At 40.9% G+C, this 14,797-nt stretch carries 8 protein-coding genes; all 8 read right to left on the reverse strand.

What is annotated here, in order from left to right; genetic code table 11:
• Nucleotides 1-33: 33 nt before the first annotated feature.
• Nucleotides 34-1,563, reverse strand: coding sequence for a sulfatase family protein (locus BUA60_RS17250; protein ID WP_084532669.1), 1,530 nt, complete (start codon nt 1,561-1,563; stop codon nt 34-36).
• Between the two features lie 40 nt (nt 1,564-1,603).
• Nucleotides 1,604-3,133, reverse strand: a complete 1,530-nt coding sequence (locus BUA60_RS17255; RefSeq protein ID WP_084532653.1) for a sulfatase family protein — start codon at nt 3,131-3,133, stop codon at nt 1,604-1,606.
• An 86-nt stretch (nt 3,134-3,219) separates the two neighbouring features.
• Nucleotides 3,220-4,770, reverse strand: coding sequence for a sodium:solute symporter (locus BUA60_RS17260; RefSeq protein WP_218587942.1), 1,551 nt, complete (start codon nt 4,768-4,770; stop codon nt 3,220-3,222).
• A 69-nt stretch (nt 4,771-4,839) separates the two neighbouring features.
• Nucleotides 4,840-5,802, reverse strand: coding sequence for an aldo/keto reductase (locus BUA60_RS17265; protein ID WP_072863860.1), 963 nt, complete (start codon nt 5,800-5,802; stop codon nt 4,840-4,842).
• Nucleotides 5,803-5,808: 6 nt separating this feature from the next.
• Entirely contained in the window at nt 5,809-6,846 is a 1,038-nt protein-coding gene (locus BUA60_RS17270; protein ID WP_072863862.1) for an alcohol dehydrogenase catalytic domain-containing protein, read from the reverse strand.
• Nucleotides 6,843-9,305: a glycoside hydrolase family 95 protein gene (locus tag BUA60_RS17275; protein ID WP_084532654.1), complete on the reverse strand. Its 2,463-nt coding sequence runs from the start codon at nt 9,303-9,305 to the stop codon at nt 6,843-6,845. Before BUA60_RS17275 ends, BUA60_RS17270 begins: the two co-directional genes overlap by 4 nt.
• A 798-nt stretch (nt 9,306-10,103) precedes the next feature.
• A complete protein-coding gene (locus tag BUA60_RS17280; RefSeq protein ID WP_072863864.1) occupies nt 10,104-11,582 on the reverse strand; it encodes a SusD/RagB family nutrient-binding outer membrane lipoprotein in 1,479 nt (492 codons plus the stop codon).
• 19 nt (nt 11,583-11,601) lie between these two features.
• The gene (locus BUA60_RS17285) at nt 11,602-14,778 is read right to left on the reverse strand and encodes a SusC/RagA family TonB-linked outer membrane protein (RefSeq protein ID WP_072863866.1); all 3,177 of its coding nucleotides are present in this window, start codon (nt 14,776-14,778) and stop codon (nt 11,602-11,604) included.
• Between the last annotated feature and the right edge of the window lie 19 nt (nt 14,779-14,797).

Genomic DNA, 14,797 nt, shown 5'->3' on the forward strand with positions numbered 1-14,797 from the left:
GGGGAAACATTTTGGAGCAATGATAAAGGCAACTTAATTCATATTCTCCCAAATGGGACCTTCATCCCTTATTTCAATCCATTGTTTCAACATTAAAGGCCTTATCATATCTACTAATTGCGGTTTTATTGAAGCTAGGTCGTTTCTTTGTTCCGGATCGTTGGACAGGTCGTAAAGTTCAAATTTTACGGGAACGGAAGACTTCATCCAGTCCATTAAAGTCTCATTTTCCAATTTTTCGGGAAACCAACCCAGCAGGGTGTAATCGTTATAACGCATTGCCATATGTGGCATTCTAAAATAGGTGTCCTCGTGGGTGGGAAATACCCATAAATAGGGTTTGTTCCTAGCTGTTTTTTTACCTAAAAACGCCGGTAAGGCATCAGTACCGTCCAAGATATTGTTTTTTGGTGTTTCAAGCTCGGCCAAGGTGGCTATGGTAATCATGAAATCCGTGGCCACGACCAATTCATCACTTGTGGTTCCGGCTGAAATTTTACCAGGAAAACGTACTATACCGGGAACCCTATGGCCTCCTTCATAAGGATATCTTTTCATACCTCTGAAGTTACCCGGGGTTCCAAAACAAAAGTCCCTAGTGGGCGCCTCCCATTCCCCTTTAGACTCCTCAAGGTTTACCGGATGTTCCGGACCGTTGTCACTGGTGAAAATAACCATAGTGTTGTCCTTCAGGTTTTCCTGATCTACCGTTTTCATTAAATTGGCAAAGGCATTATCCAATTGTGAAATGGTACCGTAATACTCCTTTTTGTTTTGACTTATATCGTACTCTGTTCTAGCTATACCTCCGTAATTAATTGCGTGTTCCAAAGAATCAACGGTACTATTGTTATATTTTTCACTGTATTCTTCCGGAGGCGACAAGGGCGCATGTGGCTCGTGTGTAGAGACAATGAGAAGGAAAGGTTTGTTCTTGTCCCTTTTATTGGTGAGCCAGTCTGTAGCCTCCTTGGTTAGTACGTCACAATACCATCCATCAACCTCACCTACCGCGTCTCCGTTTCTAATGAACTTTGTAAAATTTTTAGGTCCCTCATAAGCGTTATGGGTTGAGGCAAACCAATAATCAAAGCCTTGGTCCCCGGGATGGGGTTCTTTGATCTTTTCTGATTTTTCCAATTTTGATAAATGCCATTTTCCCATAAAGGCTGTCTCATATCCTCCGGATTTTAGCATTTCTGCAATGGTGGTTTCGCTATCCCTTAGATGGGCGCCCCTGTAACCCTGTAAGTAATAAATTCCACTTCTATATGGGTGTCTACCTGTTAAAAGCCCTGCTCTGGATGGGGAGCAAACAGTTCCGGCAGAATGGCAATCGGTAAGCAAAACCCCTTCCGAGGCAAACTTATCTATTGCAGGGGTCTGGATTATGGGATTGCCATAGCATCCCAAATCCCCATAACCCATATCATCGGTCAAATAAATAATGATATTGGGTTTTGAAGCTTTTTCTGTAGAAGTATGTTCATTTTTAGATTTGCAACCCATAAGTACGGTTGCACATAGAAATATGCCGCTAATTAATTTTATCCTTTTCATCATCAATTTGTGGGGGTTCTGCATAACGGTTATTCTGTAAACTTTACTTGGACTTTCCCCAATCAGGACCTTCATCCCTTATGTCTTTCCATTGTTCCAATAACAAAGGTTTTAACTGGTTTATTATTTCAGGCTTTGATTCGGCCAAATTGTTTTTTTGTTCGGGATCGGTTGATAGATCATAGAGTGCAAATTTTTCCGGGACGGAGGACTTCATCCATTCAATGAGGTTGCTTCCGTTCTTGTTTTCAGGGAACCATCCTAAAAAGGAATAATCGTTATAGCGCATGGCCATATGCGGCATTCTAAAGTAGGTGTCCTCATGGGTTGGAAAAAGAAACAGGTATGGTTTGTTACGCTCCGTTTTTTTGCCAAGGAATGCAGGAAAGGCATCAATGGCATCCATAGTGATATTACTAGGAGTGTCTACATTGGCAAGTTTGGTAGCGGTAGTGATAAAATCTGTTCCTACAACAAATTCATTACTGCTGGTTCCTGCCGGTATTTTGCCTGGGAATCGTACTATTCCGGGAACCCTGTGCCCACCTTCATAAGGATATCTTTTCATACCCTTAAATATGCCAGGAGTTCCAAAAGACATATCGCGAATGGGGTCTTCCCATTCCCCTTTTGATTCTTCCAAGTTTACGGGATGTTCAGGACCGTTATCACTTGTAAAAATAACCATGGTATTGTTGGCCAAATTTTCTTTATCAACCGTTTTCATTAAATTACCGAACGCCTCATCCAACTGGGACACGGTGCCGTAATACTCCTTTTTGTTTTGGGTAATATCATATTCAGGTCTTGCAACGCCTCCGTAACGAATAGATTTTTCCAGGCTATCCACTTTGGCATTATCGTACATTTTGCTGTATTTTTCCGGAGGAGCAATAGGCGTGTGGGGTTCGTGGGTAGAGACAACAAGTAGAAACGGTTTGGATTTGTCCCTGATGTTGGTAAGCCAGTTTGTGGCTTCTTCGGTTAGTACATCGCAATACCATCCATCCACTTCTCCAACAGCTTCACCGTTCCTTATGAATTTATCAAAATTTTTAGGTCCACCAAAGGCATTGTGGGTAGAGGCAAACCAATAATCAAAGCCTTGGTCTCCAGGGCCGGGTTCATCATGTTTTTCACTTTTTTCCAATCTGGACAAGTGCCATTTTCCCATAAAGGCAGTCTCATATCCTCCAGATTTTAGAAGTTCGGCAATGGTGACTTCATCTTTCTTTAAATAGGCTCCATAGGCCCCCTGAATATAATAAAAACCACTCCTATAAGGGTTTCTCCCCGTTAGCAAACCAGCCCTTGATGGGGAGCATACCGTTCCTGCCGAATGGCAGTCGGTCAATAATACCCCTTCCGAAGCAAATTTATCTATAAAAGGGGTTTTAATAATAGGGCTTCCATAACAACCCAAGTCCCCATACCCAAGATCATCCGTTAGGTAAATAATGATGTTGGGTTTCTTTTCTTCTTCTTTTTGCGGTGCCTTCTCTTTACAGGATGAAAAAAGAACAATCAATGCAAGGGTGAAAACTTGTAATATCTGTAAACTTGATTTTCTCATTAGGGGAACTATTTTAGAAGTATATTTTTGGAACATCAACGTTTTTTTAGAGCTATGGTTTTAGGAACTGTATTTATTAAAAGTGATTATTGAAATATGGTATAAAGGATGATAAGGGTTAATAGTAATGCACCGGCATACAGTCGGACATCCTTTATGCCTTGAAATTCGTTATTGGTTATGAATTGCCAGGGATTGTCCCAGGTATACTGAAGCTGGTCCGTACTTGGTCTAGGTGTTAGATAGCTAATTATAAAGTAAACCACGGAACAAATACAGAAGAGCCACCATGCCTGCATCATAAAGGGTATTCCCCATGTATCCGTAATAATACTTGGTTTTCCATATAGTGTAGGGATAAAATCGGCAGCAAACGCACCAATACCGAGAATAAAACCAAAGATCAACGTAAGCAGGGAGGCTTCCTTGGTGCCCCTTTTACTGAATACTCCAAATAGAAATACCGTGGCGATAGGAGGAGCCAAGGCAGCGGCAATCTTATTGATGGCCTCAAATATACTATTGAATTTGCCTCCTTGGGTCGACCAGGCCATGGCTAATATCATGACTGCCACTGCCACATATTTTCCTATTTGTACTTGTTTTTTATCGGACAGGGATGGTTTCAGCCTTTTGGCTATATCGATGGCTACCAAAGTTGAACAGCTATTAAGGGCAGCTGCAATAGTGCTCATAAGTGCAGAGAGTAGCGCGGCCGCAAAAATACCCTTTATCCCAATGGGCAACAATTCGTTGATTAGTACTGGCAAGGTTTCATTACTGCTGGTTATTTTGTCCTTAAACAAAACGTAGCCAATAACTCCTGGCAATACCATAATAAATACGGGAAGTATTTTTAAAAATCCAGCAAAAATGGGCCCTTTTTGGGCATCGTCCTCACTTTTTGCCGCCAATACACGTTGCACAATGGTTTGGTCCGAACACCAATACCATAGTCCTAAAATTGGATAGCCTAGGAATATAGCGTACCATGAAAGTCCAGAATTTCCGGCGTTCTCACCAGATCTTAGCATGCTCAATTGATCGGGCTTTATTCTATCCTTAAATTCGGCTAGGGTGTGTACTCCAATGTCAGGCAGTGCGTTAATGGCAAATATGGTCAGTATTACAGCACCAATTATCAATACGACCGTTTGGACGGTTTCAGTAATTACCACTGCTTTTAACCCACCTAGGATGGTATAGGTAGCGGTAATGACCGATATTATTATGATGGAAACATATACATCGATCCCAAAAAATGATTTAAATACTATCGCCCCTGCGTAAAGGCTCATTCCAATGTGTACAAATAATGCCCCCAATATGGCCATAAAGGCCAAGAATGATCTAGAAGGGGAGCTGTATCTTCTTTCCAAAAATTCCGGCAATGTGGAAATTTGACTCTTGAAGTAAAAGGGGGCAAAAATAAGCCCAAGGAAAATAAGTACCACAGAGGCCATCCATTCAAAATTACCCCAGACCAATCCGTCCTCAAAGCCCGAAGCTGCCAAACCTACCAAATGTATGGTGGAAATATTACTGGCAAACAGAGCGGCACCGATTATAACCCAATTTAAACTACGTCCGGCCAGGAAATAATTATCAGACGTCATTTTAGTCTTTCCTGTGGACATTATACCAAGAACTAAGATACCCACTAGGTATAACAAGATTATAATTAGATCAATTGTACTCATATAGGTTTAGTCGTTATAGGCCCCAAAATCGAAATCCTTGTTCCTAAGGGGTTCAAGATATTGTCTTACACTATCAATCATATCTTGCGCTACAGGTTCCTCGATCCAATCAATATTTTTGTTTAAAATACTTCTTTCGTTACAACTAAAAAGGGTAGTTGGAATTTCTGGGTTGCTTAAAGCGTATTGAATGGCTAGTTTTTCAATTGGGACATTGTTTTCCGCACAAAAATTAAGTGTTTTGTTTATCACACACAAATCTTTATTGTTAATTGGATACCAATCAGGAGGACCTTGGTGGGTTAGCAATCCACTTGCAAATGGAGAAGCACTGACAAGGCCCATTCCCTTGGACTTAATTTTAGGCATTAAACCTAGAAGCTCGTCATTGATAAGTGTGTGGTGATTATGCACCAATACGGTGTCCAGTACATAATTGGGAATAACTTTATTGAGCACATCCATAGAATAACAGGAGATTCCAACGGCCCTAATTTTCCCTGCCTTTTTCAGATCATTTAGTGCTTCAAGGCCTTCGGTTAAAGCCATTTCCAAATGGGTTCCTTTATTATATTCAATGTCATGTAAAAAAAGCAAGTCTATGTAATCGGTCTGTAGCCGTTTTAAGCTGCCCTCTACCGATTTCAATATGGCATGGTAGCTAAAATTTAATTCGGGAGGTAAGGATGATATTTTTCCAGCCTTGGTGGAAAGGATTATTTCCGAACGCTGTAAATCTTTTAAAGCCTTGCCCAATAAAGTTTCCGAAGTAACCGGGCCATAGGCTGAGGTGCTTCTGCCATACGCCGGGGAAGTGTCAAAATAGTTGATGCCCCTGTCAAATGCAGCATGCACGGTCTTTATGGCCTCATCTTTTTCCACCCCATTGAACATACCGCCAATTGCCGAAGCTCCAAAGCCCAATTCGCTTAATTTTATGTTGGTTTCACCTAAGGTATTGTACTTCATACTTAGTTAATTTTGTACTACGATTTTTATGTCTTCATTGGAATTGGAAGCCTTTTTCATGGCTTCAGGTATTTCGTCAAAAGGAAATCGTTTTGTAATTATTTTTGTTAAGTCTATTTTTTGTTCTTCCAAAAGTTTCAGGGCCAAGGTGTATTCTTGGTTAAAGCGAAATGAGGGTTGAAAAGTAAGTTCATTTTTCATGAAAGCGGCAAAAGGAAATTGCGCATTGTCATGATGCATGCCCAATTGAACTATCTTCCCTCCCTTTTTTACAAACTTCACGGTATTCGTCAAAATAGTACTGGCACCGGATGCCTCCAACAAAATGTCAAATCCGTTGGGGGCCAAGGAAAACAATCCTTCCTCAAAATTGGGCTCCAAAGGATTTAGAGCAGCAGTTACCCCTATTTCGGATGCTTTTTCCAAAGCAGCTGCTCTTAAGTCCGTTATTACTACGGGTTTGGAAGTGTATAGGGATGTTGCCATATGGCATAGTTGTCCAATGGTACCTGCACCGGTAATAAGCACAGATTTTCCCTCTAGGTCCCCAGCTATGGTGAGAGCATGTAGTACTACCGAGAGGGGCTCCAATAAAGCCGCCATTTCATAACTTATAAAATCCTTTAAGGGGACACAGTTTTCGGCCGGAATTTTAACGTATTCTGAAAAGCCTCCATTGAGATGGGGAAAAACACTGGCCGATCCCAAGTACTTCATGGAAGGGCAAAGGTTTTGTTTTCCAGCTTTACAATGGACACAGGTTTTACAGGGCCTGGAAGGATTAATACTTACCCTGGTCCCTTTTTTCAATTCAGGATATAAGGAAGATTCTTTTTCTATTTCTCCTGAGAGTTCATGTCCGAGGGCAAAGGGTGCTTTGGGAATGAAATCCCCAATCTTGCCATCCTTATAATAATGGATATCCGAACCACAAATGCCCACCGATCTTACCTTTACGATAACTTCATTTTCGTCAGTATTTTCAGGGTAGGGGATATCACAAAACCGTATATCGGTTTTTCCGTACAATAAATATGATTTCATATTTCTGTGATGGTGTATGTTTTACCCTTTACGGTGTTGAATTCGATAATTTTGTTTGCACGTTTTTTAACACTGACTGGTTTACCATCCAGGAATACCTTTACCTTTTTGTTGGTTTTTAATCTAAACCTTTCACCTACTTTTGAAAGTACTTCGGTGGAGATAAGTTCCTTGTTTTTCCAACTGAAGTCGAGCTCAAATCCTCCCCTGGCGCAAACACCTTTGAATTCGCCTTCGGACCATTCGGTAGGAAGAGCGGGTAATAATTCTATGTATCCTTCATTGGATTGTATGAGCATTTCCGTGATCCCGGCAGTAACTCCTAGGGAGCCATCTACCTGCAAAGGTTTTCCGCATTTTGCAAAAAGTGAGGCGTAGCATTGCTCTTTTAAATATCCCTTGAATATTGAGTTGGCTCTATCCCCATCGTTTAAACGGGCCCAAAGGGCCATTTTCCAACCTCTGGAGAAACCAGTGCCACCGTCACCACGTTGTTCCAGCACCTTTTTAACCGGTCCTATAAATTCTGGGGTACGGTTGGGAGAAATAACATTACCGGGATAGAGGCCGTATAAATGTGAGAAGTGACGGTGTTTGTCCTCCATTTGTTCGTAATCCTCCGTCCACTCCTGAAGCATACCATCCCTGCCTACTTGGGAGGGAGGAAAGCGATCTCTAGCCGCAAGTACCGTTTTGGCATAATCACGGTCTAAATCCAGTATTTCCGAGGCCTCTCCATAATAGGCAAATAGATCCTTTAGTATTTGCATATCCATTGTGGCACCGGCTACAATAGTGGTGAAATAATACATTCCGGTAACCTCGTCATAAAAGTATTCGTAACCCTCACCTTTAGGTGGATTTTCGGGCGAATTGGAGGGATTGGTAACCAACCAGTCCTTTCCGGGGTATTCCACAAGGAAATCCATGAAAAAATCTATCGACCCCTTGATGATTGGGTATACTTCTTTAAGATATTCTTTGTCCCTAGTAAACAGATAATGTTCCCATAAATGCGTGGTCAACCATGCGCCCCCTACGGTGTAGGTTCCCCAGGTTGGTCCGTCCATTGGGGCAGCGACCCTCCATAGATCCGTGTTCTGATGAAATACCCATCCGCCGGCACCGTAATGTTCCTTGGCTACCTCTGCACCCTGATCGGTAAGTTCCTTTACCATGGTAATTAATGGTTCCGAAAGTTCGGATAGGTTGGCCGTTTCAACTGGCCAATAATTCATTTCGGTATTTATATTGGTAGTGTATTTTGAATCCCAGGCGGGGTTCATGTCATTGTTCCAAATTCCTTGAAGGTTGGCGGGCTGTGTACCAGGTCTTGAGGAAGCTATTAGAAGGTATCTTCCAAAATTATAGCAGAGGGTGGCCAATTGTGGATCTGGCTCTGTTTGAATTTTGGACATACGTTCGTCCGTTGTCAGATATGAATTATTAGTGGTTGGAAGCGTCAGTGAAACCCTATCGTAATATTTTTTGTGGTCCTCAACGGCGCTTTGTTTCACCTTTGTAAAGGAGCTGCCTTCCAAATGGGCCATCATTTCCTCTACTCTGGCATGTTCGTCTGCACTAACGTCCTTATAATTGATAAAGTTGGTTGCGGCTACAAAATAAATAGTAACTGCATTGGCATTTTCAATCTTTAGTCTGCTTCCTTTTAGGGTCATACTGCCTCCTTCAGGAATGGCTTTGATCCTAGCCTCGTATTTTAATTGACCATCAACACCTAGGTAATCGGCCGACTTGCCGGTTAGTTTTAATTGGTCGTTGCCCAAGCCGTCCATTCGAAAGTAATCTGTGGCATAGTTGGAATGGGAGTTGTTTCTTACCCCCCTTAATTCGGCATCCAAGGAAATGCTCCCGGCTTTGTCTGCGGATATGCGCACGGCAATGGTTTGGTCTACTGCCGAAGCTATTATTTCCCGTGTATAATTAATACCGTTGGCTTTGTATTTCACGGTAGCGATTCCCGTTTTTAGATCAAGGGTCCTACTGTAATCTGTGACGCTATCTTTCCCGAAAAAAAGATGTAAGTTGGCCATGGACTGATACTTCTGTTGTTCTACGGGGTATCCCATAAGAGCGCGACCAAATAATTTATGGGCTTCTATAGGTTTACCTTCAAAAATGAATTTCTGTATTTTGGGAAGTTCTTTGTAGCCTCCTTTTACTACTGTGGAATAAGGGCCTCCCGTCCAATAGGTCTCCTCATTGAACTGAATTTTTTCCTCTCCATGTTTTCCATAAACCATTGCGCCCAGCCGACCATTGCCAACAGGAAGGGCTTCTTCCCATATAGAGGCAGGTTCATCGAACCATAACATATTTGCGGGGTCAATTTTTTGGTCGTTTGCTTGTAGGCTTGTAGTTGAAATCCCGGGAGATTGGCCAAAAAGCTGAACTCCCACAAAAAGAATTGAAAGGAATAGTTTCGATTTTAATTTCATATGGATAGAATTATTAGTAGTGTTTTTTTTGAATTTTTCGAAATGTTATTAGTGGATACTTTATTGGGCGATTATGCCGGATTCCATTTTCTTTAAATTATTTGTAGTAAGAGGATTATCAAAAAAAAAGGAGTAGCAGCGTATGATGTTCTGCTACTCCATGACTAACTCAAACTAACTCAATAAACAATGTATTTTAAATGTTCCAATTGTAATTAGTATTCCTGGGGATAACTAATACGATCAATTTTTTTTAAACCTCAATAATCCAATAATATTCAAGTTGGACCTTGAAAGTTAATGTTTTGATTATTATTAAAATAAGTTTAATAATGCTGTAAATTTAAGAATTTTTAAATAATTAATTGCAAATAATGTTAGCTCTACACTATACTATTTTAACAATATTGAAGATTTTTACAGGTTAATAGGATAACAAAATAATTAATATTATTTTGTAACACACTGTAAATGAAATAATTAAAAAATTGATAGTTTATAATTCTTATATTGACTTATTTTGATATCGGCCTTATTAATATAATATAAATAAGTTTTTATGATTGGGTCAACGGATAAAACTGAAGTTAATTTTATGTTCTTTATAAAGTAGTTGATTTATGTGTTGTATTGGGAGGAATAGAGATTTGTGATAATGTGCAGTGATTTTTATTGGTCTTGTTTGGGGTTATAGATGCTTTTATATGGGTCCAAGGATGGAGTAAAAATAAGGGCAGCATAAATATTCTTATGCTGCCCTTTATGTAGGTCAATGCTTAAATCTTATGTTTTTATGGATTATTGAACGCCTGGACGCTTGTCCCACCACATTTGGGTGCCATAAAAAATATCTTTCTCTACTATGTCGAACGGAAAATTTGTGTTCAATGATTTTTCCGAATCGGGATAGGCCAGCCTAAGGGGATGTCTGTTATGGGAACCTGTATAGTCCTTGGAAACCTCTAGGATTAATGGTACATCTGTTCTTCTGACTTCTGCCCATCCCTCAACACTTTGCTTAAAAAGTGAAATCCATTTTTGTAAGCGTATTTTGTAAAGGTTGGAGGTGGTGCCGCTATCCCATGCAACTTCCGTTTCTGCTAAGAAGGTTGCAATATCGCCAGGCTCAATTCCATTTTCTTCCAAAGACATGGTAACACCGGTCTCGTAGGCCGATTGGGCTGAGCCACCTGATATTAAGTTGCGCTCATAGGCCTCTGCAAGTATAAAGTATACCTCGGAGGTATTCATAAAAGGGGAAAAACCTGCAGGGTTATTGCCAAACCTGTCCCCAATATGGGAAACATTATTACCGTTATTAAGGGTGTCATTTAATTGGTTGGGGCCAAATTCATAACCTCTGTAATTCCCATATTTGTTTCTATCGGCATAGACGGGCATTCTTGGATCATCATTTTCCAGCAATGCTGTAACCAATGCATTGCTTACACGGTAACCGTCTGTTTTGTTACCGTCTGCAGCCCCCATCCTGGCATACCAAGGCTCTACATCGGGTAGAACCCCTGGCCACCAGAAATATGCATTGTCGTCATTGGATTGCATAATAGGGTAGCTATTAGGGTTCTCTACTACGCTCGCTATTTCTAATTTTGCGGCCGATTCATCTGCAGAGGACATTCTAATGGCTACCCTTAATCTTAATGAATTACAGAATTTACGCCATTTTGATATATTTCCCTTAAAGAGAAAATCCCCTTCGCCAAGTTCCTCTCCGTTTGTGTCAAAAAGGTCGGCGGCAATTTTGAGCTCGCTAAGGATTTGTTGGTATATCTCTTCTTCGGTATCATATTTAGGATAGATGATTTGGTTCTCTTCTAAAGAGAAAGCTTCTGAGTATGGAATTGATCCCCATAAATCAGTTGTTTTGTGGCCCATGTAGCTTTTGAGGGTTAGGGCTGCGGCATATAAATTGTCGTTGCCTTCTTCTTTTGCTAGTTTCATGGCTTCAACGGCATAGGTCATTGAGGCGTACATGGCATCCCATTGACTGTTGTTGATACCAACTCTGTATTCATAATCGCCAGCACCAATTGCGGCGTTGTAACCTGAGAAAGTCCCCGCATAGTAGACGTCAAGTCTTTCTCCAAAAAGTATTTGTGATGAGTTTAGTAATGATTTTCCCAAAACATTTGACGCAGGAACTTTAGTCGCGCTATTGGGACTTATGTTCATGGTTTCAAACTCCTCTGTACAGGATCCCAGTAATAGCGTAAATAATAGCAATACCAGAAATGAATTTTTTGTGTTTATTTTCATAATAATATTTTTTTAGAAATTAGAAACTAGCTGTTAATTTAAACCCATAGCTTCTTGCGGTTGGGATTTGGAAATTTTCATAACCAATACCAGCTTCTCCACCGCCAAAACCTACTTCAGGGTCGATTCCGTAATCTTTGGTGTCCTTATCTCTGTAGAGAATGGCTAAGTTTCTTCCTACTAGTGAAAGGTTTAATTTGGAAATGGAATTGATTTTAGAAACATTAAAATTATATCCAATTGCCAACTCCCTTAGTTTTACATAAGTAGCATCCAGAATGGAATATTCGTGATTGTTCCAAACCCAGGAACCATTAAAATAATCTTGGGCCGAGACACGAATATTATTGGGTGTACCATCTTCGAATACTCCGTCAACAATTAATCCTGTTTCCCTAACATTGTTCTTTACGGTGTTTTCGTAGGCTCCAGTTGGGTATGAATGCCATGCTGTTGTGCTGAACATATCACCCCCAATTTGGGCATCTACCAAAAAGCTAAGGCTAACACCCTTATAGGAAAAGGTGTTGGTAACTCCTCCGGTCCAGTCAGGTGTTACATTACCAAGCTTTACGGCTGCGTTTGTGGTTGTGGGGATGCCGTTGGCGTTTACTACAATTTTTCCGTTATCGTCCCTGACAAATGGTAGTCCCCATAGAACACCCCATTCTTCGCCAGGTATACCTAATGTTTTTACTCCACCAAAACCACCTGAAATTTGGTAGGATTCCAAATTGCCATATAGTGAATTGACCATACTTTTGTTCTTTGCCCAGTTAACTACAATATCCCAGTTAAGACCTGATGGATTTTGAAGTATATCTGCTGATAACATTAGTTCTACTCCTTTGTTTTCAATTTCACCGGCATTTAACAACATTCCATTGTATCCTGTGGTAGTGGAAGTGGTTACAGAAAGGATTTGATTAACAGTTGTTTGTGCGTAGTAGGTAAAGTCCAAAGCTATGCGGTTTTTCCAAAAACGTATGTCAGCACCTACTTCGTAGGAAGTGGTTTCTTCAGGTTTTAATGCTGTTGGTGGTAGAGTTCTGGAAGGGGTGAAAACGGATACACCGTTAAATGTTCCTGCCGAGTAGGTGGTATTTATTTGATAAGGGTCCGTGTCGCCACCTACTTTGGCCCAGCCTCCTCTTAGTTTGGCATAAGATAGTACGTCCGATTTTAGGGACAAGGCCTGGGTTACATCAAAACCAGCACTAACTGATGGATAAAAGTAGGACCAGCTCTCTTGGGGCAGGGTGGAACTCCAGTCGTTACGGCCAGTTATACCTAGATAAAGTACCTTCTTGTATGATCCATTCAAAGCAAAGTAAGCACTGTTTGTTTCATATTTACTTTCGTACATTCCAGTGCCAGGGGTGCCCTTAACGTTGGATATAGTATATAGATCTGGTACGGTAAGGTCCGAGGCACTTAGGCTTATGGAGTTGTATAAATTGGTTCTTTTGTTAGCTCCAATCAATCCGTCCACTCGAAAATCACTGAAAGTCTTGTCAAAATTTAAGGTAACATCTGTGTTGACTTCCTTCTTGTTGATGTGTGTTTCACTAAATTGTCCTCCAAGACCTAATCTTTTATTTCTGGTTGTTCCAGCTTGGGTTATGCTTTTTCTTATTTCATTGTAAAAATCAATTCCCACTTGGCCGTTAGCTGTTAGCCAATCATTTATTTTATAGGTCAAAGCAACGTTACCATAAATTCTTTCCCTATCAAAAGCATTGGTATTTCTTAGGCCGTAGAATGGATTGTCTGCATTGAACATATAATCATCATTGCCCTTTTCATAAAATAGGTCTTTTGCGTACTGTGTTGGGAAATCTCGCTGTAACCAGGCAAATATATCTGCCCAACGATAACCGTTCGCTGGGAGGTTGTCGCTTTCTTTTTTAACGTAGGTGAAATTCACCGAAGCGGTTAACTTATCGGATGGTGTTAGGTTGACATTGGTCGAAAGAACATTTTCTTTTTGTCCTGTATTATCTATCATACCATCCGTGTCTATGTTTGTATAAGAAATTCTTCCGGAGGATTTTTCGCCGTTTGCGGTTACGGATACATTGTTTTGAATGGTAACACCTGTGTCAAACCATTCTTTAATATTATTGGGTCTGGATATCCAAGGACTGTTTGGGCCGGTAGACCATTGGTCCAATAGTAGTCCTGCATCCAATCTTGGTCCCCAGTTTGTTGGGTAAGAGTCGTTTATGCCGGCTCCATTTCCATTCACATAATTGTATGCAAATTGTTTGGCGTATTCGTTATAGCTCAAATTTGTATTGTTGGTGGTGTTGTATCTATTATAAATAAATTCACTTCCATCCCTTCCCCCTCCGTATTCATTTTGTAGGTTGGGGAAGTATGAGGCTTTGTCTAAAACGACGGAGGAACTAAAGTTGACTCCAAGTGATTTGCCGTCTTTACCTCCTTTTTTTGTGGTGATTATGATTACCCCATTTGCGGCACGACTTCCGTAAAGTGCAGATGCATTGGCTCCTTTTAATACCGAAACGGATTCGATGTTGTTAGGGTCTATATCCGATGCGGTGTTCCCCCAGTCTACACCACCTGCACCAGCTAGGTTAGGTGATGAATTGTCTATAGGGGTGCCATCAACAATAAAGAGTGGTTGATTTCCTGAAAATGATGAATTTCCACGAATTACTATCCTGGATGATGACCCAACTGTACTGCCTCCGTTGGTTACCTGTATTCCCGCAATTTTCCCGGAAAGGGAATTTATTACATTGGCTTCGGGTGTAGTAGTCAGTTTATCGCCGCCCAATTCTTGTACGGCATAGCCAAGAGTTTGCTTGTCCCTACTAATACCGAGAGCGGTTACCACTACCTCGTCCAGGGCTTGGGTGTCTGGTTCCAAGCTTAAGTTTATACTTGTTTTTGAGCCTACGGGAATCTCTTGGGTAATGTAACCCAAATAACTAAAACTTAATACATCGTTCGGGGAGGCTTTAATTGTGTATTGACCGTCAAAATCTGTGGTGGTGCCTGTAGAGGTGTCCTTTATCAATACTGTTACGCCTGGTAACGGGCTATTGTTTTCGTCACTTACAGTTCCGGTGATGTCCAGGTCTTGGGCGTTTGCGCTGCCTGGAGTGAAAAGTACGATTCCCAGTAGCAGTAACCAGGACATCGCGTTGAGTTTAAATTTGTTTTTCATAGGTTATTAAAGTTATCTT

The sequence above is a fragment of the Arenibacter palladensis genome, from assembly GCF_900129275.1.
GTDB lineage: Bacteria > Bacteroidota > Bacteroidia > Flavobacteriales > Flavobacteriaceae > Arenibacter > Arenibacter palladensis.

Coding starts and splice junctions, on each gene's coding strand:
- BUA60_RS17285 (WP_072863866.1), bottom strand. CDS start 14,778: ATGAAAAACAAATTTAAACTCAACGCGATGTCCTGGTTACTGCTACTG.
- BUA60_RS17250 (WP_084532669.1), bottom strand. CDS start 1,563: ATGATGAAAAGGATAAAATTAATTAGCGGCATATTTCTATGTGCAACC.
- BUA60_RS17265 (WP_072863860.1), bottom strand. CDS start 5,802: ATGAAGTACAATACCTTAGGTGAAACCAACATAAAATTAAGCGAATTG.
- BUA60_RS17270 (WP_072863862.1), bottom strand. CDS start 6,846: ATGAAATCATATTTATTGTACGGAAAAACCGATATACGGTTTTGTGAT.
- BUA60_RS17280 (WP_072863864.1), bottom strand. CDS start 11,582: ATGAAAATAAACACAAAAAATTCATTTCTGGTATTGCTATTATTTACG.
- BUA60_RS17260 (WP_218587942.1), bottom strand. CDS start 4,770: ATGTCCACAGGAAAGACTAAAATGACGTCTGATAATTATTTCCTGGCC.
- BUA60_RS17275 (WP_084532654.1), bottom strand. CDS start 9,305: ATGAAATTAAAATCGAAACTATTCCTTTCAATTCTTTTTGTGGGAGTT.
- BUA60_RS17255 (WP_084532653.1), bottom strand. CDS start 3,133: ATGAGAAAATCAAGTTTACAGATATTACAAGTTTTCACCCTTGCATTG.